General features: G+C 72.0%; 20 protein-coding genes. 4 read left to right on the top strand and 16 right to left on the bottom strand.

The window, feature by feature from the left end; translation table 11 throughout:
* Positions 1-74: 74 nt before the first annotated feature.
* From ACGFRF_RS30050 to ACGFRF_RS30030, 5 genes are all read right to left on the bottom strand, one after another.
* Positions 75-1,334, bottom strand: a complete 1,260-nt coding sequence (locus ACGFRF_RS30050) for an MFS transporter (RefSeq protein WP_393745259.1) — start codon at positions 1,332-1,334, stop codon at positions 75-77.
* Complete coding sequence (locus ACGFRF_RS30045) at positions 1,331-2,005, bottom strand: class I SAM-dependent methyltransferase (protein WP_393745257.1); 675 nt, start codon at positions 2,003-2,005, stop codon at positions 1,331-1,333. Before ACGFRF_RS30045 ends, ACGFRF_RS30050 begins: the two co-directional genes overlap by 4 nt.
* Positions 2,002-2,613: a serine O-acetyltransferase EpsC gene (epsC, locus tag ACGFRF_RS30040; protein WP_393745255.1), complete on the bottom strand. Its 612-nt coding sequence runs from the start codon at positions 2,611-2,613 to the stop codon at positions 2,002-2,004. Before epsC ends, ACGFRF_RS30045 begins: the two co-directional genes overlap by 4 nt.
* Entirely contained in the window at positions 2,606-3,889 is a 1,284-nt protein-coding gene (locus ACGFRF_RS30035) for an ATP-grasp domain-containing protein (RefSeq protein ID WP_393745254.1), read from the bottom strand. Before ACGFRF_RS30035 ends, epsC begins: the two co-directional genes overlap by 8 nt.
* 65 nt (positions 3,890-3,954) lie before the next feature.
* Positions 3,955-4,986 carry a PLP-dependent cysteine synthase family protein gene (locus tag ACGFRF_RS30030; RefSeq protein ID WP_393745252.1) on the bottom strand — a complete coding sequence of 344 codons (1,032 nt, stop codon included), beginning with the start codon at positions 4,984-4,986 and terminating at the stop codon, positions 3,955-3,957.
* A gap of 648 nt (positions 4,987-5,634) precedes the next feature.
* Here ACGFRF_RS30030 and cysD point away from each other — a divergent pair.
* The 3 genes from cysD to ACGFRF_RS30015 all read left to right on the top strand — a co-directional run bounded on the left by cysD (position 5,635) and on the right by ACGFRF_RS30015 (position 11,098).
* Positions 5,635-6,573 carry a sulfate adenylyltransferase subunit CysD gene (gene cysD, locus ACGFRF_RS30025; protein ID WP_393745250.1) on the top strand — a complete coding sequence of 313 codons (939 nt, stop codon included), beginning with the start codon at positions 5,635-5,637 and terminating at the stop codon, positions 6,571-6,573.
* The gene (locus ACGFRF_RS30020) at positions 6,570-7,931 is read left to right on the top strand and encodes a GTP-binding protein (protein ID WP_393745248.1); all 1,362 of its coding nucleotides are present in this window, start codon (positions 6,570-6,572) and stop codon (positions 7,929-7,931) included. Before cysD ends, ACGFRF_RS30020 begins: the two co-directional genes overlap by 4 nt.
* A 131-nt stretch (positions 7,932-8,062) precedes the next feature.
* Positions 8,063-11,098 (top strand): BTAD domain-containing putative transcriptional regulator, encoded by a 3,036-nt coding sequence (locus ACGFRF_RS30015; RefSeq protein WP_393745246.1) that lies wholly within the window; start codon positions 8,063-8,065, stop codon positions 11,096-11,098.
* Between the two features lie 173 nt (positions 11,099-11,271).
* Here the strand turns inward: ACGFRF_RS30015 and ACGFRF_RS30010 are convergent, their stop codons facing one another.
* The 8 genes from ACGFRF_RS30010 to ACGFRF_RS29975 form a co-directional block, all read right to left on the bottom strand.
* A complete protein-coding gene (locus ACGFRF_RS30010; RefSeq protein WP_393745244.1) occupies positions 11,272-11,460 on the bottom strand; it encodes a hypothetical protein in 189 nt (62 codons plus the stop codon).
* 152 nt (positions 11,461-11,612) lie between these two features.
* Positions 11,613-12,785: a hypothetical protein gene (locus tag ACGFRF_RS30005; RefSeq protein ID WP_393745242.1), complete on the bottom strand. Its 1,173-nt coding sequence runs from the start codon at positions 12,783-12,785 to the stop codon at positions 11,613-11,615.
* Positions 12,786-12,929: 144 nt separating this feature from the next.
* On the bottom strand, positions 12,930-13,568 hold the full coding sequence (locus ACGFRF_RS30000; protein WP_393745240.1) for a thioesterase domain-containing protein: 639 nt from the start codon (positions 13,566-13,568) through the stop codon (positions 12,930-12,932).
* A gap of 249 nt (positions 13,569-13,817) precedes the next feature.
* Positions 13,818-14,804, bottom strand: coding sequence for a formylglycine-generating enzyme family protein (locus ACGFRF_RS29995; RefSeq protein WP_393745238.1), 987 nt, complete (start codon positions 14,802-14,804; stop codon positions 13,818-13,820).
* Positions 14,801-16,507: a WD40 repeat domain-containing protein gene (locus ACGFRF_RS29990; RefSeq protein WP_393745236.1), complete on the bottom strand. Its 1,707-nt coding sequence runs from the start codon at positions 16,505-16,507 to the stop codon at positions 14,801-14,803. Before ACGFRF_RS29990 ends, ACGFRF_RS29995 begins: the two co-directional genes overlap by 4 nt.
* Positions 16,504-17,214: a GTP cyclohydrolase II gene (ribA, locus tag ACGFRF_RS29985; protein ID WP_393745234.1), complete on the bottom strand. Its 711-nt coding sequence runs from the start codon at positions 17,212-17,214 to the stop codon at positions 16,504-16,506. The genes ACGFRF_RS29990 and ribA overlap by 4 nt, the downstream gene beginning before the upstream one ends.
* 326 nt (positions 17,215-17,540) lie before the next feature.
* Complete coding sequence (locus ACGFRF_RS29980) at positions 17,541-17,693, bottom strand: hypothetical protein (protein WP_393745232.1); 153 nt, start codon at positions 17,691-17,693, stop codon at positions 17,541-17,543.
* 135 nt (positions 17,694-17,828) lie between these two features.
* Positions 17,829-18,419: an NADPH-dependent FMN reductase gene (locus ACGFRF_RS29975; protein ID WP_393745230.1), complete on the bottom strand. Its 591-nt coding sequence runs from the start codon at positions 18,417-18,419 to the stop codon at positions 17,829-17,831.
* Between the two features lie 243 nt (positions 18,420-18,662).
* Between ACGFRF_RS29975 and ACGFRF_RS29970 the strand changes: the two genes are divergently transcribed.
* The gene (locus ACGFRF_RS29970; RefSeq protein ID WP_393745228.1) at positions 18,663-18,791 is read left to right on the top strand and encodes a hypothetical protein; all 129 of its coding nucleotides are present in this window, start codon (positions 18,663-18,665) and stop codon (positions 18,789-18,791) included.
* A gap of 142 nt (positions 18,792-18,933) precedes the next feature.
* Here the strand turns inward: ACGFRF_RS29970 and ACGFRF_RS29965 are convergent, their stop codons facing one another.
* The 3 genes from ACGFRF_RS29965 to ACGFRF_RS29955 form a co-directional block, all read right to left on the bottom strand.
* Entirely contained in the window at positions 18,934-19,119 is a 186-nt protein-coding gene (locus ACGFRF_RS29965; protein WP_393745226.1) for a hypothetical protein, read from the bottom strand.
* 117 nt (positions 19,120-19,236) lie between these two features.
* Positions 19,237-21,270 (bottom strand): hypothetical protein, encoded by a 2,034-nt coding sequence (locus tag ACGFRF_RS29960; protein WP_393745224.1) that lies wholly within the window; start codon positions 21,268-21,270, stop codon positions 19,237-19,239.
* Positions 21,271-21,425: 155 nt separating this feature from the next.
* Positions 21,426-24,512: a BTAD domain-containing putative transcriptional regulator gene (locus ACGFRF_RS29955; RefSeq protein ID WP_393745222.1), complete on the bottom strand. Its 3,087-nt coding sequence runs from the start codon at positions 24,510-24,512 to the stop codon at positions 21,426-21,428.
* Positions 24,513-24,702: the final 190 nt, after the last annotated feature.

Below are 24,702 nucleotides of genomic sequence, written 5' to 3'. Positions count from 1 at the left end.
CTCGGGCAGGGACCGGGCGACGATCGGCGACCTCGCCGAGGCCGTCGCGTTTCTCACCGGCCCGGCACGCGGGATCACCCGCCCGCGTGTGACCGGCCGCGTCCGGCCGTCACCAGCAGCGCACCCGCCCCGGCGACGGCCGCGCAGGACGCCAGGGCCGCCCTGGCCCCCCAGTTGTCGACGGCCCAGCCCACGACTGGTGCGCCGAGCGTGGTGCCTCCCGAGTACACGAGGGAGTACAGCCCCATGACCCGTCCCCGCATCTGCTGACTCACGGACAGCTGCACCGTGGAATTGGCCGTCGTGCTGAAGACGATGCCGACGGCCCCGACGGCCACCAGTGCCGTGACGAAGGTCAGGTACCCGGGTGCCACCGCGGCCGCCGCTTCGGCGCCCGCGAAAACCCAGGCGGCCCGGACCAGGTGTCCGCCCGCGCTGCCACCACGCCAGGCCGAGACCAGTGCTCCCGCCACGGCTCCCAGGCCCAGCGCGGTGGTCATGAAGGAGTACTCCCGGGCGTTGCTGCCGAAGGTGTCGGCGAAACCGGTCAGCAGGGTCGGGAAGTTGTAGCCGAGCGTGCACACGAAGCCGACCAGCGTGATGGGCCACAGCAGTTCGGGGCACCGCCTCACATGGCGCAGTCCCTCACGCACCTGGCCCTTGGTCCGTGGTCCGCGTACCGCCGCCGAGCCGTCGCCACCGCGGATGGCGAGGAGCGAGCCGATCACGATGCCGTACGAAGCGGCATTGACGGCGAAGGCCCAGCCGATGCCGACCACCGGGATCAGGATGCCGGCGAGCAAGGGGCCCACCAGGCGTGCGCTCTGGAAGTTGAGCGCACCGAGGCTGACGGCGTTGCGCAGGTGCTGCGGCCCCACGACCTCCGCCACGAAGGACTGCAGGGCCGGAGCGGAGAAGGCGCTCACCGCACCGGTCAGCAGCGCCGCCGCGAAGACCCCGTGGACGGTCACGGCGTCCGCCAGCGTCAGCGCGGCGAGCGCGGCGGCACACAGCGCCAGCAGGAACTGGCAGGAGACGAGAAGGGTGCGCTTGGCGTAGCGATCGGCCGCCACGCCGCCGACCATGCCGAGCACCAGGACCGGCAGGGACTGCAGGGCCGAGGCGATGCCGACGTCGAAGGACCGGCCGGTCAGCCGCAGGACCAGCCAGTCCTGTGCGACGAACTGCATCCACGTGCCGGTGTTCGACGCCAGCTGGCCGTAGAAGAAGCGGCGGTAGTCGGGCAGGCGCATGGCCGCGAACACGCGGTGCGGCGTGCCGTCCGGACCACCCTGGACACCGGCGTCCGAGCGGGCGTCCCGCGGAGTGCTCACGGCTCGTCTCCGCGGGGTACGGCGGACGCCACGACGAGGAGGTAGGCGAGTCCCGCCAGTTTCCTGCCGACCTGCTCCGAGGCGAGCGTGCGGAATCCCGCCGCGTTCAGCAGGCTCTGGGCTTCGTCGTCGGTGAACCAGCGTGACAGGCGTCCGTCCTCGGCGCGGTTGAGCACACCCGCCGACCTCTTGTCCACGGTGGTGAAGAGGCTGACGGCCAGCAGCCCGCCGGGGCGCAGCGAGCGGTGTACCGCGGCGAGGTACTCCGTGTAGTGCGCGGGATCCTGGTGGTGGAGGACCCCGTTGTCCACCACCGCGTCGAACTCCCCTTCAGGCAGGTCGAGTTCGGTGATGTCTCCGCGCAGGAAGGTGACCCGGTCGCCCCACCGGCGCTCGATCGCGTCCCAGTCGGGCAGTCGCAGCAGGTCCGTGGCGGTGACCCGGTGCCCGGCCTCCAGAAGCGCGAGGGTGTCCGGTCCGCGCCCGGCCCCGAGGTCGAGAACGTGGGCGGCACGGGGCTCCAGGTGCCGCGACAACAGGGGTACGAGCCGTCGCATGGCCCCCTCGTCGCTCCAGGAGTCCTCGCCCTGCTGGTAACGCCGTTCGAATGCGGCGTACAGGACGTCGTCATAGCCTGGCCCGGCTGTGTCCGCGCGGTCGGCGGTGGTCATGCCGATTCCTTTCTGTGCGTCTCGGTGGGCAGGGGCGGCCGTGGCGCGGACCGGGGGCGTACGACGCCCGCCGGTGAGCTGACCCGGCTGCCGGCGGGGATGTCGCAGGTGATGACACAGTGCGCGCCGACCAGGGACCGGTCCCCGATGTGCACCGGCCCCAGCACGGACGCCCCGGTCCCGATCACGACACCGTCGCCCACCGTGGGGTGGCGGCGCTCGCCGGGCAGTCGCCGGCTGTCCCGCCACCAGCCGACCGCGCCCAGGGTGACCTGGTGGAAGAGGGTGACGTCAGCTCCGATGACGGCCTCCTCCCCGATCACCACCGCGGCCGCGTGGTCGATGAACAGCCCGCTGCCGATGCGTGCACCGGGATGGATGTCGCAGCCCCCGGACAGGATGCGGCCCAGCAGGGACAGGATTCTGGCGAGGACGCGGTGGTTGTGCTGGTAGAGGGGGTGTGCGAGCCGGTGCAGCCAGAGGGCCGGCAGGTAGGAGGCAAGACAGGCTTCGGTGACGGACCGTACGGACGGGTCGCGCTCCATCACGACGCGGAGGTCGGCCCGCAGTCGCCGCCACGTCCTGCGGACGCCGGGGACGTCACTCATGGACCGGCTCCATGACGTGCCCGAGGGGGACGTCGTCCGCCGTGTCGACGTCCACCCGTATCCGCGCGTGAGCATCGTCGGCCGCGGCCCGGGCCGTGCGTGCGGACGGGCCCGTGGTGATGATGAAGGCGAGCCGGTCCAGGTTGTCGCGGGCCGGCCGCACCGGCCGGCCCGGCCGGGCGTGCAGGACCACCTCGCGCACACCGGGGACGGACCACGCTTCCTGGGCGTCGATGGCCGTGAGGACTCCCGTGGCCGGCGCCGTCACGGACCGGATGCAGCCGACGCCGGTGGTCGCGGGCACGGACGGACGGTGTCCCAGGGCCAGGGCTATGACGTCCTCGTAGATGTCGCCGTCGAGCACGTGGTTCATCATGGTGGGCACGAGGCCGCCGATCAGCCGTCCGTTGATCTCGATGATCTGCGGGCCCTGCGGCCCCAGGACGAGTTCCGTGTGGGCGTGGGAACGCCGCAGGCCCACCGCGTCGAGCGCCTCGAGGCAGACACGTGCCACTTCTTCGAGCGTGCTTCCCGGCAGGTCCGCCGGGAAGCAGCCTCCCAGCTCCACGGGGAACGGCCCGTCGGCCATGCGGCGGTCGACGCATCCGTACACCTGGTGGCGGCCGTCCGCCGTGACCGTCTCACAACTGATGACGGGGCCCGGGACGAAGCGTTCGACCAGGATGCGGCCGCTGCTGCGGATGCCTCGGCCGTAGCCCTCGGCCCGGGTGATCGCCCGGGCGAGCGTCCGTACCTCGTCCGGCGTCCCGGCCACTCCCACATGGAGTGAGGACATGCCGTCCGCGGGTTTGACGACGACCGGGTAGCCGAGGGCCGAGGCCGCCGCGACCGCCTCCTGTTCGGTGGTGGCGGACCGGAAGTCGGGCTGTGGGACACCGGCGCGGCGCAGCGCCGTCCGCATGGCGTGCTTGTCGCGCAGGCAGGCGATCGTCTCGGGGGCCTCGTGGGGTATGCCCAGCTGCCTCGCGGCCAGTGCGGTCGGCAGCAGATGGCCGTCGCTGAGGGGCAGAAAGCCGTCGATGGGCCTCTCCTCGTGCAGTTTCGCCAACGCGCGTGTCAAGGCGTCCGCTTCGCCGGTGCTCACCCCGGACCGCACTCGGGCGGCCGAGCGGAGCGCTGCCTGCGCACCGCTCGTGACGAGGTAGGGAGCCAGATCGTGCGCCACGAAGGTCACCTCATGGCCCAGTGCCGAGGCAGTACGCAGGATCTGGAAGCCGGCCGTCGTCGTGGACTCGACGAGAACCAGATGAGCCATGCTGGGTCTCCCCCTTCCTGGAAGAAGATGCGCAATCAGGTCATGTCACACGCCTCCTGTCTCTCTCAGGCGTCCAGGCGTGCCCATTCCTCCGGACTCCCCGCGTCCGGCAGGACGGTCACCACGGTGCTGGAGGGCGGGAGCGTCTCCGCGATGCGCCGAGCCGTCAGCCAGTTCGCCGCGGCCGAACTTCCGATCCGCAGGCCCGTCAGGCGGCGGAACTCGGCCATCCCTTCCAGGGCTTCGGGGTAGGAGACCGTCCGCTGCTCGATCTCGTCGTCGTACAGGGTGACGAACGGCTGCCGGATGCCGTGCCCCATGCCCCCCGAACCCGCGTACTTGGGAAGCCCGTTCGGCGGTTCCGCGCTGCCGTAAGGGAGTTCCCGGGGTGTCACACCCACGGCGCGTACGCCGGGGAAGTGGGCCCGCAGCGCCCTGAGCACGCCGACGAGCGTGCCGCCCGTCCCGATCGAGGCGACCCATACGTCGGGAGCCGTCCCGCCCAGCTGGCGCACGATCTCCCGGCCGGTCGTCGCCTCGTGCAGCAGGAGGTTGGCCGGATTGCGGTGCTGGTAGAGCAGCGTCCAGCCGTCGTCCTCCGCGGCCGTCCGCAGGGCGCTCCTGACCACCTCCAGGAACCCCAGTTCCTTGTCCACCAGCGTGACCTGGGCGCCGTGTTCGGCGAGGAAGGCGAGCAGGCTGTGCGGACTCGCCGAGGACAGCACGAAGCGGGCCGTGACGCCCAGATCGGCACAGAGCAGGGACAGGGATCGTGCGAGGGTGCCACCGGAGTACTCCAGCACCCGCAGTTCGCCGAGCGGACGGGTCCCGTGGCGCTGCAGGGCATCGGCCATCAGCGCGTAGGCGACTCGGTCCTTGACGGAGCCGGCCGGATTCTCCCACTCGCACTTGCCCAGCAGCCGGGCTCCTCCGTTCCCGGGCAGAGGGATCAGCCGGGTGTCGCCCAGCGCGGCCCCGAAGCGGCGGAGCGCCGGGTAGCGGTCTCCCAGAGTCGCGTAGTCCGTGGGGGGTACCGCCAGCGCCTCGGGCGTGAACGGCGCCTCGAGCATCGGCACCCCCACAGCGTTCGTGGTCAAGGTTCCTCCCCTTTGCGGGCCTCGGTCTCGGCCGCTGTTACGGGCGGAAGGGTCTCGGACAGGTTTCCTGACGGCGTCCCGACGCGTTCCCCCTTCATTCCCGCGGCGTCACCCGCCGCCACGGCACGCCGGTACGCGGGAGCGGCCGCCCGGGCCACGGACACGGGCCCGGTGCCGGGAACGCCGGCGACGGACTGCACGACACGGGCGGCACGGCTGTGGCGCCGGCCTCGCGGCGGTGGACAAGGATCGGCCCCACCGGCTCGCTTTCCTGCACGGCCGGTTGCTGAGGGGCCTTTCCCCTGGCGATGACGGGGGCCGGACGCGACGCTGGCTCCTGGAGCGCGAACGACTTCCCGTCGCAGGTGCTCCGCATCCAGCGGTCGGACTCCCTCGTCCGCGCCGCCGCCCCCGGTGTGAGCCACGCGCACGGCGTGCTCGGGCCGGGGGCGCGGCGCGGCGAGCGGTCCGGGGGCTCGTGGCCCCGAAGGGCGTGCGTGGCGTCACGGGCGGAGGAGGGGGACCGCCGGGATGCCGGGCCCTGCTGGATCGCGCAGGGCGGAACGCCATCGGGCAGGAGGGAGAATCCGGCGTGTCAGCTGTGCAACCTGTGGGTGGAAGCCGACCGCGCACCGCGTGGAGCAGGACATGAGGACGCAGACCTGTTGCGAGGTGTCCCCGGCGGCCGTCGCCCCGGACGAGCTGGGTCACCTGGACGTCCTCGAGTCCGAGGCGATCCACATCATGCGCGAGGTGGCGGGGCAGTTCGAGCGGCCGGTCCTGCTCTTCTCCGGCGGCAAGGGCTCCCTGGTGATGCTGCACCTGGCGCTCAAGGCGTTCCGCCCGGCCCCCATGCCCTTCCGTCTGCTGCACCTGGACACCGGGCACAACTTCCCCGAGGTCATGGCGCATCGGGACGCGATCGTGGAGCACCACCGGCTGGATCTGTCCGTGGTGCCCGTGCGGGAGTACGCCGACGCGGATCCGCTGCGGGAGCGGCCGGCCGGCTCCCGTGACCCGCTGCGGACCTTCCCCCTGGCCGACGTCCTGCGGCGGGGGCGGCACAACGCCGCGCTCGAAGGCACACGAGGCGACGCGGACACGGGCCGAGCCGGACCGCGCGTGTTCTCGCCGCGGGGCGAGTCCCGGCCGGAACACCACGAGCAGCGGCCCGAGTTGTGGTCCCTCTACAACAGCCGGCACCGAGCCGGTGAGCACATGCGGGTCCTTCCGCTCGCGCACTGGACCGAACTCGACGTCTGGCACTACGTCGACCGGGAGGGGATAGAACTCCCCGACGTCTACTACGCTCACGAACGCCGTGTCGTCCCCCGTGCCGACAGGTGGCTGGCCGCCGGCGACCACGCCCCACGCGGGAGCGAACCGGTGGAGAAGCGTCTCGTGCGCTACCGCACCGTCGGGGACATGTCGTGCACCGAGGCCGTCGAGTCGGCGGCCGTGACCGTCACCGAGGTGATCGACGAGATCACCTCCCTGCGCACCGGCGAACCCGGTTCCACCCGGGCGGATGCCAGGTGGCCGGCGGCCGGCGTGGAAACCCGCGAACGTGAGGCGTACTTCTCATGACTCCACAACGGCTCCTGACATGCGACACGGACCTCCTGGCGAACGCCCCGCACCCCCTGCGCCTGACGATCGCCGGTTCCGCCGGCGCCGGCAGGTCCACTTTGCTGGGACGGCTGCTGCACGCCGGCGCGGCCGTGTCCGTGGACCAGTGGGAAGCCGTCCGCGCGGCGAGCCGACGGCGCGGCGCACTCCGGGCCGATGCGGCCCTGCTCACGGACGGGCCGCGCGCGCCGCAGCCACAGGGCGGCACGAGCGCCGTGGACCACCCCCGCTCGGCCACGCCACGGCGCCGCATCCTCCTGGCCGACGGCCCCGGAGACCGGTGGTGCGCACGCGACGCGGCGACCGGGATGTCCCGCGCGGACCTCGCGGTCGTCCTGGTCGATGCCCGGCAGGGCCTCGTCGAGCAGACCCTCAGGCATGCGGCCCTGGCAGCGCTGTTCCGGGTCCCGGGTGTGGTGCTCGCCGTGAACAAGGTGGACCTCGTCGGTTTCTCGGCGAACGTCTTCGACAGCCTGGCCGCCGAGTTCCGGACCTGGACGGCGGCGTTGGGCATGGACGAGGTGCGCGCCGTCCCCGTGGCCGCGCTGTCCGGTGACAACGTGATCCGCCCGGCACGATCCATGAGCTGGTACGACGGCCCCACGCTGCTGCGCCTCCTCGAGGAGACGCCGTCCGCCGCGGCGGACGGGCACGGCCCGGCCAGACTGCCGGTCCAGTACGTGCTGCGAGCACCCGACGCCTCCCAGGGCAGCCGCCGTTCCTACGCCGGGCGGCTGGCGTCGGGGGCGCTGCACGCGGGCCAGCGGGTCACCGTGCTGCCGTCGGGGCTGACGTCCACGGTGCGGTCGATCAGTGTCCTCGGCCGGCCGGCCCACGCCGCGCGGGCGCCTCAGTCGGTCGATGTCCGGCTCGCGGACGACATCGATGTCGCCCGCGGCGACATGATCGTCGCCGGAGGGTCTCCCGAGGTCACCACGGAGACATGGGCGACCGTCTGTCACCTCCACGAGCGCCGGCTGCGCCCCGGCGACCGGGTGCTGGTACGGCACAGCGCGAGAACGGTACGCGCACGGGTGGTGGCCGTCACCGGACGACTGGATCCGGAGCAGCGCGCCTGGAGTTCCGCCGGCGAACTGGCCGCCGACGACATCGGACGCATCCTCCTGCGCACCGCGGAGCCGTTGGCCTGGGACCCGTACCGCACCTGCCGGGAGACCGGCTCGTTCCTGCTGCTCGATCCCGCCGACGGCGCCACGCTCACCGCGGGCACGTGGGCGGACACACCGCCGGCCGCCGAGGAGCCGGCGCTTCGGGAAGACGTCCGTCACGCGCCATGGTCACACCCACAGAAGTGATCGCAGACCCGGGGCGTGGCTCCGGGCGGGCGGTGGACGGTCGTGAGCAGGCCGTGCTCGCGTCGGCCGGCCGCCCGCGCGGGTCGCGGCCGCACAACGGCCGTCCGGGAACCGAGCAGAGGACGTGTGCTGTGAAGACCTCATCGATGTCCTTCCGGGTACTTGGCTCCCTCGAATGCTGGGACGGCGACCGCCGTGTCCACCTCGGCGGATCGGTCAACGAACGGGTGCTGGCCACGTTGCTGCTCGAGCCCCGGCGGGTACTCCCGGTACACCGCCTCGTGGAAGCCGTCTGGTACGACAACGCGCCGACGACGGCCGCACACCAGATCCGCAAGGCGGTGGCGGACCTGCGCCAGCGCATCCCGGACGGCCGCGAAATCCTCATCACCGAGGGGCCCGGCTACCGCGCCGACGTCTCCGACACGCAACTCGACCTGCTCCAGTTCACCCAGGGACTGCGTCTGGCCCGCGAGCACTCCGCGGCGGGACGGGTCGCGGACGCCGCCGCCCACCTGCGTGAAGCTGTCGCGCTGTGGCGCGGGCCCGTGCTGTCCGGACAGGGCGGCTCGGTCGTCGACGCCGCCTCGGCCACTCTGGAGGAGAAACGGCTCACCGCCATCGAGCAGCTCTTCGACCTCAGACTGGCGGCCGGGGAAAGCGGCGAACTGGTCGCCGAGATCCGCGAGGCCATCGCCCTCAGCCCGCTGCGGGAAACCCTGCGCGGCCAGCTGATGCTCGCCCTGTACCGCTCGGGACGCCAAGCGGAGGCGCTCGAGGAGTACGGCGCCGTGCGCACCCTCCTCGACGACGAACTCGGCATCGAACCCGGCGACGCCCTGCGCGAGCTGCACCAGTCCATCCTGTGCAACGACCCCGCCCTCGCCGCACCCGCCGCGCCCCCGGCGCCGGGAAGCCTGCCGGCAGGACCGGCCCACGCCCCCTCCACCCTCCCCTACGACCTGTGCGACTTCACCGGACGGGAGGAAGAGCTGGCCACACTCCTGGGCCTCGCCGAGGAGAGCACCGGCATCGGACCGCTCATCGTCGCCGTCGACGGCATGGGAGGCAGCGGGAAGACCTCTCTCGCGGTACGCGCGGCACACCGCTTGGCCGACCGGTACCCGGACGGGCAGCTCTATCTCGACCTGCGCGGCCACACGCCGGGCGAGCAGCCGCTGTCCCCGGCAGCCGCCGCCGAGGCGCTGCTGCGCATGGTCGGGGTCCCCGGCGAACGCATCCCCGAGGACCCCACGGCACGCGTCTCGGCATGGCGCTCCCACATGGCCAGGCACCGCATGCTGCTCCTCCTGGACAACGTCGTGGACGGCAACCAGGTGAGACCGCTGCTGGCCTCCCCGACGGGCACGCTCGTCCTGGCCGTCTGCCGTGCCCCCCTGGTGGATCTGGACGCGGCGCACTCGATCTCCCTGGGCACCATGGCTCCTTCGGACAGCGTCGCCCTCATCACCAGCATCATCGGCGAACACCGGGCGCGGGCCGAGGCGGCAGCCGTCGTGGAACTCGCCGAACTCAGCGGACACCTGCCGCTCGCGCTGCGCATCGTCGCGACCCGGCTGCGCAAGCGCCCCCGCTGGACCGTGCGCTACCTCGTCGGCCGCCTGCGTGACGACGCCCGCCGCCTGTCCGAACTCACCGTGGGCGAGCGCAGCGTCGAGATGACCCTGCGGCTGTCCTACGACGGCCTGGACGCGGAGAACCGCAGGTACTTCCGGCTGCTGGGCCAGCACCCGGGAAACGATCTGGACGTCCCCACGGCGGCCGCGCTGCTGGACCTCGGGGTGAGCGAAGCGGAAGGGGTGCTGGAGTACCTCCTCGACATGCATCTGGTCCAGCAGCACGAGCCGGGCCGGTACGCCCTGCACGACCTGGTGCGCAGTTTCGCCCGGATGCAGTCGCGGACGCAGGGTCCCGGCGGGGCGGGAGGGTTCAGCGAGGAGGCGGCGGGTGCGGTGCGCCGGCTGCTGGAATTCTCCCTCGCCGCCTCCGACGCGGCGTGCGACCTCCTCTTCCCGGGGCGGGTGCGGGTGGCGCGCCCCCGCCCGTCGTTCCGGGCGGAGCCGGCGCCGCTGGCCTCGCCGCAGGAGGCTCGGGAGTGGTTCGAGCGTGAGCAGGACAGCCTTCTCGCCGCCATCGCCCTGGCCTCTCGCCGGGGGTTCGACCGAGAGGTGGCGCTGCTGTCCGCCAACGTTGTCTTCCCTCTCGATCTGCGGGGCCGGCTGGCCGAGTTCCTGAAGCTGTGCCGCACCGCCGTGGTGTCGGCCCGTCGGCTGGCGGAGCCCGACCTGCTCCGGCTGAGCCTGTCCAACCTCGCCGTGGCCTGCTGGAAGCGGGGATGCTTCGAGGACGGCATCGCGGCGGCGCTGGAGGCACATGAACTGGCCGTCGAGCTGGGTGATCTGCGCGGGCAGGCGAAGGACACCGGCGTTCTGGGGCTGCTGCTCGCCACGACCGGCCGCTTCGACGAGGCACTGCCTCGTCTGGAGCGGTCCGTCGCTCTCAAACGCGAACTGGGGGCCGCGCGTGCGGAGGCGGAGTCCCTGTCGAGCCTGAGCAGCGTGCAGTTGGAGCGCGGCAGGTTCGACGAGGCGTTGCGGGCCGCGCAGCGGTGTGTGGAACTGGCCCGCGGCATCGGTGCGGTGGAGAAGGAACTGGCGGGGATCAGCGACCTGGCGCAGGCACAGCTCGCCCTGGGCGACGTCGAGGCGGCCGCCGTCGGTCTGGAAACGGCCCGCGAGCGAGGGTCCGGCGTGCTCCCACCGGCCGAAAGGGCCGTTCAGCTCGTCCTCTGCGCGGAGGCCGACAGCCGGCTCGGGCGGCGGGCGGCGGCGCTGCGACGGGCCCAGGAGGCGCTGGATGCCGAGGGGCTGGATGACGCGCCGGTTCGTCAGGTCATGGTGTGGAACGTCGCCGGCCGCGTCTTCAGGCGCCACGGAGAGCACCGGCGAGCGCTGCGGTGCCACCAGTGGGCGCACGACTGCGCCGCCCGGCTGGGCTGCCGGGTGGAGGAGGCGTACGCACTGGACGGCATGGCGAGCGCACTGGCGTCGCTCGGCGATGTGGAGGGTGCCGCCGCGCGGGCCGCCGCCGCGGACGGCGCGTTCCGTGCCCTGGGAATCAGCGGACTGCACCGGCGAGGTGAGTGAGGCCTGGCCGCGACGCACCCGGTGCGCGTCGCGCCGGTCAGGGTCTTCGGGTCCGCAGGACAGGCTCTTGGGCCTGTCCTGCCCTTCCCGTCCGCCGCGCGACTGCCGTGCACGCAACTCGTCGCACCTGCCACCGCACGGCCGCCCTTCGGGCGACGACGCGAATTGCGGCCCTAGTTCGGGCCCTCCACGGAGGCGGGCGCGGAGCCGGCCCGGTTGGGGCCCTCGTCCGAGGCGAGCACGACGCCGGCGGGAGACGGTGAGCCGCCGGCGAGCACGGTGACCGGACCGATCACGGCCGCCAGGCCGATCGCCGCGCAGGTGATGAGTCGGGCTGCCGCACCGATCCCGTTGCTGAACATGTTCCCTGCCTTCTCGTCGTCGTGGTGGGAGGTGCCGACGGTGAACGATCCCCCGGTGCGCTCCCATGCCGTTCCGGCTGCGTTACCCGCCCTGCCCGGTTACGGGGGAACGATCCGGGAATCGGGTCGCGTCCGTGCGGATGCCCGGCCCGTCAGCCCCGGTCGGCGCCTTCGTCCGCCCCGGCACGCAACAGTGCCTCGGCCGCGGCGACGGTTCGTGCGGCCTCCTGGGCCGTCGCCGCGGTCAGCATGACGTACCCACGTGTTCCGCCTCCGCGGTCGCCCGTGTCGGTGTCCGCGGCCGGGGGGAGGTGCACCTTGTGCACGCCGGGCAGCCCGCCCACCGCCTCCAGGGTGGCCACCGCCCGGGACCGGCCGCCCGGCAGACGGCAGGAGACCGCCGCGGCGATCCCGCGGACCGCGGGCGGTCGCACGGGCCGGCCGGCCAGGGCCCGGACGATCACGGTCTCCGCGCTGAAGCCCGTCGCGAGCTCCACCAGCGAGCCCACCGGTTCATCGGGGAAATGCGCGTGCGCGTGGGCCACTTTGAGGCCGTGCCGGGTCAGGGCGACGACCGTGTACGCGAAGCCGAATTCGTACCCGGCGAGATCGAGCAGTTCCGCCGCCATCGCGCGGGCCTCGGCCTCGTCCCGCTCCCCGAGCGGTGCCGGGAACAGACAGCCGTTGCCCGGATGCCAGCCCGTGTGCAGGGCCGCGATGCCGATCACCTGGTGCATGCCGTCCACGGTGAACGTGACGACCCCGTACTCCGACCCTTCCAGGTGCTGCTCGACGAGGTACGAAGGCTCGCGCCCCGTACCGGGCGACGGGCCGGTGGACCGCACGACGACCGGCGCCCCGATCTGCTCGATGGCAGCGGACAGTTCCTCGGCGTTGCGGGTCTCGACCGCCGCCACGTAGGAGTGCGCACTGGTGTTCAGCAACGACCGCATCGCCGCCTGGTCGCTCAGCAGGAAGGCGGCGTCACCCGGGTTCGGGTCCACGCCCAGGCGTGCCGCCGTCTGTGTCACGGCGGGCAGCCGGGCCGCGTCCGCGCACGCGAGCGAACGCTGCGTTCCGTGCTCGCGGACGGCCGTCTCGATGGCCGAGGCGACGGCGGTCGGGTCGGCGAAGTCCACGACGTCCACAGCCGCGGACGCGGGGACGTGGTCGATGCCCGCACGCGCGTCCGCGAGCACTCTCACGGAGAACCCCGCCTCCACGGCCGCGTGCACCAGGCGGGTGGAGGGACGGACCAGCAGAAGCCGTCGCAGTGCGCGCTCCCCGAAGGTGCCGGGGGTCGGCTGATCGTCCGTCACGCTCATGGGTGGTGGCTCCCCTCCGGTCCGCGCCGTGCTGCCTGAGCGGGTTCTGGGCGGGGATTCTCCCGCCGGCCGTTCCCGCTCCGCTCCCGCCGGGTTCCCGGCCGGAGCGTTGCGGGGCCGCGGTGCGGCGATGCCCGACTCCCGTCAGCCCGCGGCGGGAGCCACGGGTGTGCGCGCCGGGCCGGCGATGCCGGGGAGTCGCGCGGTCATGACCCCGGACACCGCCGCCGGCCAGGACGGGGAGGTCGAACGAGGCAGCGCGACGAACTCGGTCTCCTGGGTCGAGTTCCTGCGCCACGGGGCCAGGTGCGGTTCGGGCCGGCCGCCGACCGCGGTCGGGGAGCCGACCACCAGCCGGCTCTCGGTGACGGTGCGCCCCGCGGCGCGCACCAGGACTGTTTGCGGTGGTGGGGTGCGGTCCGCCGGGACACTCCGGCAGGGGGCTGTCGCGTCCGACACGAAGAGTGCCGTGCAGGCGGAGTGCCCCCTGACGACCTCCAGCCGGGCGGCGAGGACCAGCGCCGCGTAGGCGCCCGCTCCCCAGCCGTACAGCGCGAACGGACCGTGCACGCCGGCGACGGCGACCTGCGCGGCCAGCGAGTCCGCCATCGAGTCGACGGCCCGCGCGGGAGACTGTCCGGGCTGCGGGCCCGGCGGCATGGACAGGACCACCGGGGTCACCGCGGCCGGCAGCGCCTGGAGCAGGTTCCTGGTCTCCGAAGGCGGAGCATCGGGCCGGGGGATGAGAATCAGGGGGAACAGGGGGGTGTGTGCTGTCGTCATGTCGGCCTCCGCCGTCGATGCCGTACCGGCGCCGGCGGTCCGGACCGGGCCGGCGACCGCCCGTCGTCGAGGAACCTTCCGGTGCCTCGCTTCCGCTCCCCGGGCCGGTGCCCGGAAGGACCCCTTCAGCGTCGGCCGATCCGATCCCCTGCGGGTTCCGTCCCGGTCCCGGCCGGCACCCGCCGAGCGGCGGGCGACGAGCCGGGACCGGGTCTTTCCGCGCGCCCCTCACCGCGCGCCGGGTCCGGCTCAGGGGGTCTCGGCCAGCCGGAACCCCATGGCGTACAGGTCGCGGCGGTACCAGCCGTGGCGCCGACGGCAGCGCGCCAGGTCGGCGTAGCGGGTGAAGCTGCCACCGCGGGCCACCCGGTAGGTGGTGTCCGGGCTGCCGCAGAGATCGTCGTCGACGTACCGGCCGCCGGGATAGGGCCGGTAGTCGTCCGCCACGTACTCCTCCACGTTGCCGGCCATGTCGTGAGGTCCGAAGGGGCTGCGCCCCGCCGGATACATGCCGACGGGAGTCGTGCCGAGCGGCCCGTACTCCACCGTGTTGGCCCGTTCGTCCTGCGGCTGTCCGCCCCAGGGGTACTCCCGGCCGTCGCCTCCGGAGGCCGCGTATTCCCACTCGGCCTCGGTGGGCAGCCGGAACGACCGCCCGGTACGCCGCGACAACCATGCCGCGTAGGCGTCGGCGTCCTCGGGACGGACGCTCCACACCGGGTGGTTCGCCAGGTGGTGGGGATAGACGCCGAACTGCCAGGACGACGGAAGCCCGGCTCGGGGGTTCTCGGTGAGGAACAGCCGGTACTCCTCGTTGGTGACGGGATAGCGGGCGATGCGGAACGCCGCGAGGTCGGCCTCGTACGAAGGAGCCTCCTTCGCGATCCAGTCACGGACCACGCCCACATGCCGCCAGGCGTCCGTGACCGCGTCGACCTGGTCGTCGGGCAGTCCCAGCCGGACCCGGGCGGCGGGCACGTCGTCCATCGCCGGGTCGAGGGGGACCACACGCGGGTCGCCCACCAGGGCCAGCAGCGTGCCCGCGGCCAGCCGCACGTGCCGGTCGGCAGCCGGATCCTCGACGCGGCGGGCCAGTTCGCCCGGTTCCTCGCCCGCGAGCCGGCGGACGAGGACACGCAGCCGGTCGTGGTCGAGCCGGTCGACGAACGAGGGCGGCAGTCCCATCGCGGCCCGGTCGTCCAGCTCGTTGGGGTTGACCCCGGCCGTGACACTCATGCGGTACGTCCCGTCGCGATCTGGATCGGGTAGACCTGCCCGTCGTAGGACGAGGCGAGGAAGCGGTCACGGCCGGTGTCGTAGTGCAGGCTGGAGATCCCGGCCGTGGTCGGACGTACCACGTGGGGCCAGGTGCCCGTCGCCGTGTCGTACACGGCGACCGTCCCGGAATAGGAGCCGGTCGCCACCAGCCGGCCGTCGGCGGAGGCCGCCACGCACTTGACCGAGTGGTCGTGCGGGGTCGGCACGACACTGCTTCGGTGACCGGTCCACAGACGCAGCGTCAGGTCCCGGCTGACGCTGGCGAACCGGCCGTCCGGCAGCGCCGCGCAGCCGTTGACGATCATCGCGTGGGCGTCGTCGGCCCGTCCTGTCTCGGTCAGCGTGTCGAGCGAGAACCAGGACACCGACGTGTCGGCGCAGACCGCGAAGAGCGTGTCACCGGACACCGCCACACCCTTGACGGCGTTGGTGTGCAGGGCGAGCGTGGCGACGTGCTCCACCTCGCCGTCGCGGACGGCGAAGACGAGCCCCTCGCCGGTGTAGGCACCGACCACGACGTGCGGCACCCCGTCACGGGTGAAGGCGGCGCCGCAGTTCAGCGGCGACCGGTGCTGGTGCAGGACACGTCCGTCACGGGCGTCGAAGACCTGGCCGAGCTGACCGCCGGCGATGATCCGGTCGCCCGCTTCCACGAGGAAGTTGCACAGGCTGCCGGTGTCGGCGTACCGCTCCCCGTCCGCCCACACCAGGCCCGCGTCGCCGGTCGTCCACACCGTGCCGTCGTCTGCCGCGATGACGGAGTTGACGCAGTTCGTCGTCTCCACCCCGTTCAGGTCCCAGGTCGCCTCGGCCAGTCGGTAGACGGCGTAGGAGGAGCCGAAGGTGCCGAAGACCAGTGTGGAGTCGTCGAGGAAGGCGCAGGAGCGGGCCCAGACCTCCGCCGGGAACTGTGCGGTGTGCGTCAGCCGCAGCCCCGTGTCCCGGTCGGCGGCGTCCCACACGCGCAGGGTGCGGTCGTAGCTGAGGCTGACCAGGGACTCGGTGGCGGCGTTGTACGCGAGACGCTTGATGCCGGCCTCGTGGGCGGGCGTCTTGCGGGTGTCGCCGTCGGCGATGGTGATGATCTCACCGTCGTCGTTGCCCGCGTACACGATGCCGGAGCGCGTGATGGCGATGGTGTCGGTCTCCACACCGCCGAGGTCCACCTCCGAGACAAGGCCACCGGTCGTCAGCGACCAGCGCTTGACCGTTCCGTCGTCACTGGAGGTGAGCAGCTCGTCGGAGTCGCCGAGCCAGGCCACGGAGATGACGTCGGCGGTGTGTCCCTCGAAGCGGGCCACCAGCGTCCCAGTGAAGTCGTGGACGCGGACCAGGTGGTCGCGGGAGGCGGTGGCCACCAGCTCGCGGCTGGGGTGGAAGACGGACATCTCCACGTCGTCCTTGTGATCGCTCAGGACGGCGCGCAGCTTGAGGTCGGGCACCGACCACAGCCGTGCGGTGTAGTCGCTCGAGGACGTCAGCAGCAGGCTGCCGTCCGGGCTGAACGCGACCTGGTTGGCGAGGTGGTCGTGCACGGCGCGGGCGAGCGGCCGGCGCTGCGCGGCGTCCCACAGGATGACTTGGTTGTCGTAACCCGCGGTGGCGACGAGGGCGCCGCCGAAGGCCGCGACGCCGCTGATCGGTCCATGGTGGCGTATCACGCTGTTTCCTCCAGTCGGATGGTGTGAGCGGTGTGGGCGACCTTCGCCGTCAGGTACGCGGTGTTGTGCGGATTGACGAAGACGCCCGTGGCGACGGTCCGTCGCACGGCGATGCCGTATCGGCGCAGTTGCTCGCCCTTGTTGGGGTTGTTGGTGAGCAGGTCGATCTCGTCGTGGCCCAGTGCGTGCAGCATCTGCGCGGCCACCGCGTAGTCGCGCAGGTCCTCGCTCAGCCCCAGCGCCCGGTTCGCCTCGTAGGTGTCCAGGCCCTGGTCCTGCAGGCTGTAGGCGTCCAGCTTGCTGTACAGGCCGATGCCGCGGCCCTCCTGGCGCAGGTAGAGCAGCACGCCCCCGGCGGCGTCGATCAGCTCCAGCGCCTCGTGCAGTTGGGGGCCGCAGTCGCACCGGGCCGAGCCGAAGACGTCTCCCGTGAGGCACTCGGAGTGCAGCCGCACCAGCGGTACCTCAGACAGCGTGCGCCCCAGCTGAAGGGCCAGATGCTCGCGACCGTCCACCAGGCCGTGGAACGTCGAGACCCGGGCGGTGACCGGGTCGCCGCCGGTCGTCCTCTCGAACAGGGGGATGCGCACGGTCCGCCGCACCTCGGCGAGCGGTGGTGCTGTCGGTGTGGCGGTGGCCTGACGTGACGGTACGCCAGGGGCCGCGGGGCGTTCGGCGGTTCGGATGTTCCTGTGGACGTGGGGCATGGTCTTCTCCTCCTAGGCCGGCTCGGTGGTGGCCGGGTGTGATGTCCAGGCGGTGTGGGAGCGGCGCAGGCGGACAGCGGCGCCGGCAAGCCGGCCCCGGACGCCAGAACGTCGTGCGTGCCCGTTCCGTCCGCGGCCGGCGAGGTCACGGCGGCCGGGATGCGGCGCGTCGCGAAAGAACGGGCCGGCCGGTGGGTGAGCAGCGGCCGCGCGGGGGCGAGCCGTTGACGACGTTCTGGGCGGCACGGGCGTGGAACACGCGGAAGGTGACGGGGTCCGGCCCCGCTCACCTCGCCGCGCGGGATCCGACCGGTCCGGCCGGCATGTCAGGGGCCGGGCCGGACGGCATCGGCGGAACGGACCGGCCGCACGTCGCGTGGGGCGGTGGGGGCCAGGCCGCAGCGGTCGGCCGCCTCCTGGCCGCCGACGGCCAGGAGGGTCGCGGCGGCGCGGATCAAGCGGCGGACGAATCTGTTCATGGCAGGTACACCCCCTTCCGGTCGACCGGCCTTCACGTCCTGTGCTGCCGGGTCTGTCCTGCGCCCTCACCATCAGCGGTGAGGGCAAGTCATGGGCGAAGGGGCCGGAGGGGCCCACCGCACGAGGAACGCTGCTCAGGCGCCCACGGGCTGAGACAGCCCTGAGGGCTCGGACGAGGTGCGGCACGCGTCCAGGACCGCACCGGCGAACACGTCCAGCTGCGCGAGGACCGACGCGTCGGTGAACTCTCCCTCGCTTCGCGACAGCGATCCGGCACGGCTCAGCGCCAGGGGCGGGTGATCGACGAGGACAGCACCGCTGCGCTCCAGGTTCACCCGCAGTCCCGACTGCGCGTCGGCGGCTCCACGCTGTCCGGGTGACGCGCTCATCACCGCGACCGGCCTGCCGGTCAGCGCGCTGTCACCCCAGGGCCGCGACAGCCAGTCCAGGGCGTTCTTGAGGACACCCGGCGCCGACCCGTTGTAGGAGGGGGTGCTGATGACCACGGCGTCCGCCGAGGACACGAGCCGCTTGGCGGCCGCCACCGGTGGGGAGCCGTCTGTGGCCTCCACGTCCTGGTCGTAGTGAGGCAGGACGCGCAGGTCCAGTGCCCGTGTCCGTACGGAGGCGTCCCGTCGAGTCAGCAGGCTCCGCACGGTGGCGATGGCGGTGCTGTTCAGCGACTCGCGCCGCAGGCTGCCCGATATCAGGATGATCGTCGTCACTTCTCGCCTCCCTCTCGTCTCGGCGGTCCTCTTCTGTGGTGCGCCGGCACGAAAGACAGTGCGGATCCCGATTCCCGCTCCGCTCCTGGTCCGGTACCTCCACCGTCCCGGGAACGCGAGGCCCGATGCCGACCCGGTCGGGATCCCGGGCGAGGCCCGGCGGCCGGGACAGGGGCGGGAACCGGTGGGGAAGCGGATCGCACACGGTGGCGTCACCGAACAGCAGGAATGGAGAGCAGCGACATGAACACGAACGCGAACACCAACATGAACACCAACGACAACGCGAACGCGAACATCAACATGAACGCGAACCTGAACGGGAACGCGAACGTCAACAACGGGCGTCGCGCGGCGCGCTTCGACGTCTGATTCCCTCACGGGCCGGGAGGAGGCGTGTGAGGGCGTACAGCGCGACGCCCCCACGCCCTTGCCTGTCCCCGGGGGGCGAAGTCGGCCCCCCGGGGCGGCAGTCGGAGGAGTGTGGGTCGGCCTGCGACCGGATCGGGCTCGCTCAGCCCCAGGGGTTGGTGCCGTCCGTCCCACCGTCGCCGTCGGCCTGCACGGTGACGGTGTGCTGCGGGTGAGCGGTCGCCTCGGCAGCGGCGGCCGTCGTACCGAACACGGCCGCCAGGACCAGGCCGCCGAGAGCGACGGCCTTGAGAAGCTGCTTCGCACCACGCGCGACGGTGTTGTTCATAGCGACTCCCTTTCTCCGTTCGCAGCCCCCTCCAGGGCTGCCGGGAACGAAGTTAGGAGCCGCCGTAATCCCGTTCCTTTGACGCCGCTATCGCCCGCCGATAGCCCGCGTGAGCGACTATCGGCCAGTGGTGTCCGAAACACCGTCCGAGTTTTCTCCATAGTGCAGGCGTCCGGAACGTGCCTGTGCGACATAGGTCCTCTCCTGCTCCCAGAGGTACCAGCACACCCGCTCCACGCCGCGTTTCAGGTAGCGGCGGTAGGTACTGAAGGAGACCGAGAGTTCGCGGGCCACGGCCTGCTGGGTACTGCCGCCCTTCAAATACGTCGCCCACACGGCCGCTCGCTGCCCCTTGGCCTTGGGGTCATGGTCGATGGCCTCGACCGCGCGCACGATCAGTCTGCGCAGGACCTGCTCCGGGTCGCCGGAAGCCTGTGCGACGAAGGCGGCACGCAGCAGAGGGTTGGCCGCCAGACGATCCCTCTGGTGCCAGGCCCGCAGAGCGTCGTGCACGGCGTCGTCGAAGGACGCTCTGGACAGAACCGCCGCACGGGGCAGGCTTCTGCTTCTCGGTGCCCGGGACCCGGATAACATACGGACGTCCAGCAGCTCGGCCCACTCGGACACGCCCGTTGTGCGCCAGTCGTGCCCGTAGATCGTGACTCCGTGATCGCCCCATGACAACGTTCCCCTCAGCTGACGGAAGTCCGCGTACTCCAGAAGGCGCCGCAGTCGGCCGTTGCCGCTCACCGCGACGAAGGTCCAGTCCAGACGCTCCTGGCTCAGTACTTCCTTGGTGATGCGGGCGAGCATTCTGGGGAGCACGGCCGCCCCCTCGGTCGAACGTTTCTGCACGAGCATGAAGCGCACCAGGTCGGCCCGCTGCCCCAGCCCTGTCCCCGCCTCCGACTCAACATGGTCGCGCACGGCACGCACAACGGGGTCGATCACCGTCTCCACGGCGTCCCACCGGTCGAAACGCAGCAGGCCCAGAACGCCGACGACCTCGTCCGTGCCGGCCGACCGGTACAGGTGGAAGCCTTCCGGCTGCCGGTGCAGCCAGAAGTCCACGGTCGCGAGGCCGTCCGCGCCGAGCGCCTCGTGCGACAGATCGCGTATCGCCCGGATGCCCTCGGCATCGCAGGGCGTCTCGTAGACACTGTCATGGCGGTCTCCCCAGTCGAAGCCGTGCGCCCACCTCCCGCGTGCCTGCACGTGGTTGAAGGCGGCAGCGGCCCTGAGCGACTCCGGCTCCGGGCGGCTGCGCACCAGGTCCTGCACATGGGTCCGCACCGCCTTGTGCAGCGACAGATAGGCGTCGGGCGCGCGCCACCGCAGATCCCGGTTCACGGCCTCCGCCACCACGGGCAGCAGGCGAAGCGCGTTCGCTCCGGTCGACACGTACGGCTGACGCCGCAGCCAGTCGAACACCTCGTACGCACGGTCCGGCATGAACACGCTCAACAGGTCTTCCGTCGCGTCCGGCACGTGCGCGCAGATCTCCAGGGCCCGCCGGTGGGCGGCGGAAGGGGGAGAGCCCACCACACGGCGCAGAAGTTCCCCGACCACCGCGGGCGACGGGCTCCAGCCGTCCCCGCGCTCCAGGCCGTCGTCCCGGCCGGCGAGCCGGAGCGCCAGTGGGTGCCCGTCGGCGAAGGCGATCCGAGCCCCTCGGCCGGCGATCCCGCCCGTCATGGCGTCCGACACGACGCGCAGCGACTCCGCCGGCGACAGGCCGCCCAGCTGCCTGACCCGGAGGCTGTCGCCCCACTCCGGATCGCTCCGCCAGCGCAGGCTCGGGGGCCGCCTCCCCGCCAGCACGACCACCGATCCGGGGGCCAGGGACAGCAGGAACCGCTTCCTGAACCAGTCCTCGAGGTGGGCGAGGGAGTCCGCCGCGTCGACGAGCAGGATCACCCGCCCCCCACCGGTCACGGTCGCCGCGGCGGCGAACGCCTCCTCGGTCGGCTCGACCATCCCCGCGTCCACCTCGACGACAGCACAGCCCCGGTGCGTGGCCTCGATGGCGTAACGTCTGAGCAGAGCACTCTTGCCGATACCACCCGGACCGTGCAGAGCCAGGACCACGACGTCGTCCAGCTGTTCGTCCAACGCCGCGCGGAACTCCTCCAGTTCGGTCTCCCTGCCCACGAAGGCGCGTACGAAAGCCGCCTCTCGCCTCCGAAGGGCTGCGTCAGCGGCGACGGCGAGCTCCCCTTCGCCCTGAGTGGTCTGCGGTTTCATCGAAAGACAGAGACCTCTTGTCGGTGTGGTCCGAAATCCCCCGGTACAGGAAGGAGCGATCGTCAACCCGGCCGATCATCGGAAGCACTCCGGCGCGACTCACCGTCGGCGGCAAGGTCGTGATCGGGACCGCCCAGCAAGCGCTCGGCTCGCCGCCGTTCCTCGGACAGGCCCGTCCGGTCCAGTACCTCGACGGCGCTCTCCAGCAGGGCACCGGCCCGCTCCGGTTCGCCCATTCGCTGCCACAGCTCTGCCAGGTCGACCCTGACCGAGGCCGCGCCGGCCTGGTCCAGAATGTGTTCACGGACGGTGAGGGCCCTCTCGAGGCATGCCATCGCCTCGGCCGACTCCCCCAGACGCGCGTGCACCCGCCCCAGGTCGTGCAGCACGTACCCTTCGCCGATCACATCACCGTCGTCCGTGACCGTGCGCAGCACGTCGCTGAGGACCTGCCGCGCTAACTCCAGTTGCCCTCGGTGCAGTTGGAGGTGAGCCACTCGCCAGAGCGCTCGGGCCTGACCGCCCAGGTATCCGGCGGCACGCCAGGCCTCCAGCGCCTGGTGCAACTCCGCGTCCACCCTCTCCAGCTCGCCCCGCCGAAGCAGGATGTCGGCTCGTGCCGTGAACACGGACGCCAGTGACCAGACGTCACCACTCACGTCGAAGTCCCGGGCCGCCTGCTCGTACAGACTCATCGCCAGCTCATCGCGGCCGACCTTTCGTTCCACGGTGGCCAGGTCCTTACGGCACAGACCCATGCCCCTGCGGTCGGCCAGCGCCTCGAAGATCCGCATGGCCGACGTCAGCGACTTCCGCGCCTCGCTCGTCTGCCGGCGGTTGAGGTGGAGGGACCCCAGGGAGTACAGCAGCGCTGCCTGGCCCTGGAGATTGTGCGCCCGGCGCACCGCGGTCAGCGCCTTGCGGTGGGTACGAGCCCAGTGGTCGAGATAGCCCCGCGCCTCGTAGAACGGGGCGAGGTTGACGGCGATCTCCCAGGCGTACTCGTCCTCGCCCTCCTGGGCGAGGGCCTCGACGGTCAGGCTGAGGTTCTCCCACTCGGAGTCCAGCCACTCCATCGGCTTGGCGAGAATGGTCTGGACGTGACTCGCCGGTGGGTTCCAGCGCATGGCGGAGCCCGTGAAGAAGTCGTGTCCGAAGACGGCCCGGTGGGCCTGTGTGACCAGGGAGAGCCAGGCGCCGGCCATGCGCCGGACCGCGGCCCGTCGCTCGGTGTCGTCGCACTCGGCGTGCAGCCGGTCGCGGGCGAACAGCCGGATGACGTCGTGGAATCGGAAGCGCAGCTCTCCGACGGCCTCCACCCCGGCGACGTCGAGCATCTGCACGTCGACCAAGGGCTCCAGGAGGTCGGAGGGGTAGGCGTGTTGATCGTCCAGCAGGGCGCCGCCGACCCAGCTCGGGAACGTCGACCCCTTGGCCAGGCTCAGCAGGCGCAGGAGCTTGCGGTCGTTGTCCGTGAGCCCGTCGTAGGTGAGGGCGAGGCTGGCCCGCACGGTCATCTCCCCGTGGGCCAGTTCGTCGAGGCGGCGGCGTTCGTCCGCGAGACGTTGCACCATCGACGCCAGCGACCAGTGCGGACGGGCCGCCATGCGCGCCGCCACGATGCGCAGGCCGAGCGGCAGCCCGCCCACGGCACGGGTCAGCGCCTTGGCGGCCTCCAGTTCGCCCTGGACCCGCTCCGGGCCGATGACCTTCTCGAAGAGTTCCAGCGACTGCCGCTGCTCCAGGATGTCCAGGGGGATGCGGTGTGCGCCGGGCAGCGCCGTGAGCCGCGCCCTGCTGGTGATGAGGACGCCGCACGACCGGCTGCCCGGCAGCAGCGGGAACACCTGTTCCTCGCTCGCGGCGTCGTCCAGGACCACCAGAATCCGTTTGGCCGCCAGCTGACTGCGGTATATCTCGGCCCGCTCCTCCAGGGAGTCCGGGATGGCCGGTCCGGGCAGTCCCAGCGCACGCAGGAAACGCCCCAGAACCTCCCGCGGGTTGACCGGGTCGGCCCGGCCTCCGCGGAGCCGGCAGAAGAGCTGCCCGTCGGGGAAGTGCAGGTCGGCCAGCCGGTGGGCGACCCTGGTGGCGAAGGTGCTCTTCCCGATGCCGGGACGGCCGGTGACGACGACGATGCCTGTGGCCCGGCGGGACGAGGTGTCGGTCAGGACGCCCTCGGTCTCGGCCACCAGGGCTTCGTGACCGACGAAATCCGCGGTGTCCACGGGTAGTTGCCGGGGTATGGCGCCGGCCGAGGGCGCCATGGGGTCGTCGGCCGGCGCCCTGCCGGCAGGCTCCGCCACGTCGGAGCGCAGGGCCGTGGGGCGGCCGGAGACGATGGCGGCATCCGGCCGCAGACGCAGGGACGGGTCGTCGGTCAGGATGGCCTGTTCCAGCCGACGCAGATCCTGGCCGGGTTCGAGGCCGAGTTCCTCCTGAAGCAGGAGGCGGCCTCGCCGGTACACCTCCAGGGCTTCCGCCTGCCGTCCTGAGCGGTACAACGCGAGCATCAACTGACCGCGGAAGCGCTCCCGCAGTGGGTTGTCGTCCACCAGGCGTCCCACCTCGGCGGTGAGCTGGTGATGGCGCCCGAGACCGAGTTCCAGTTCGATGAACGTCTCTGTGGCCGCGAGGCGCTCCTCGTCCAGCCGTTGGGCGACCCGGTGGAGAGCCTCGCTGGGAATACCGTGCAGGCACGGCCCTTGCCACAGGCCGACCGCCGTACGCAGTTTGTCGGCCGCCTCCTCCGGCCTGCCCGCGCCGACCATGGTCCGGGCCTCGGTCACCGCGTCTCTGAAGACGCGCAGGTCCAGTGCGGTGTCGCCGATCTGCATCAGATATCCCGGCGGACGGGTCACGATCGTGGCGTCGACACCGGCCGCTGCCAGCGTCTTGCGCACACGTGAGACACATATCTGCACCTGCGTACGTGCCGTGTCGGGCGGATCCTCCCCCCACAGCAGCCGTATGAGGTGGTCGCTGCTCAGCAGTCGTCCGCTCTCCAGCAGGAGCGCCGCGAGGACGACTTCCTGTCTCCCCGGAGTGATCGCCACGGCACGACGACCGTCGAAGACCTTCAGCTCGCCCAGCACACGAAAGGTGTATCCCACCGCCAGATCTCGCGATGCGAGGTCCACTGTCGCCACGGCCCCTCCCCGAGCCCACACTTCCCTGCGCGCCTGTCGCTGATGAGTGTAGGGCTGGAAACATGTTGAGCGTTCTGCGTGAGCACTAGGTGAACAGCCGACACTCATGTACTCCGGCCTGATCCCGCATCTCGCTCGCCGTGAAATCCGGCATTCGGCCCCCCGGGGATTAACGAATACTGGCCGTCGA

The organism is Streptomyces sp. NPDC048521 (genome assembly GCF_043199855.1).
In the GTDB taxonomy this organism is placed as follows: Bacteria; Actinomycetota; Actinomycetes; order Streptomycetales; family Streptomycetaceae; genus Streptomyces.
Note: the sequence above shows the minus strand (reverse complement) of the source record. Positions and strands in the feature narration are given on the sequence as shown.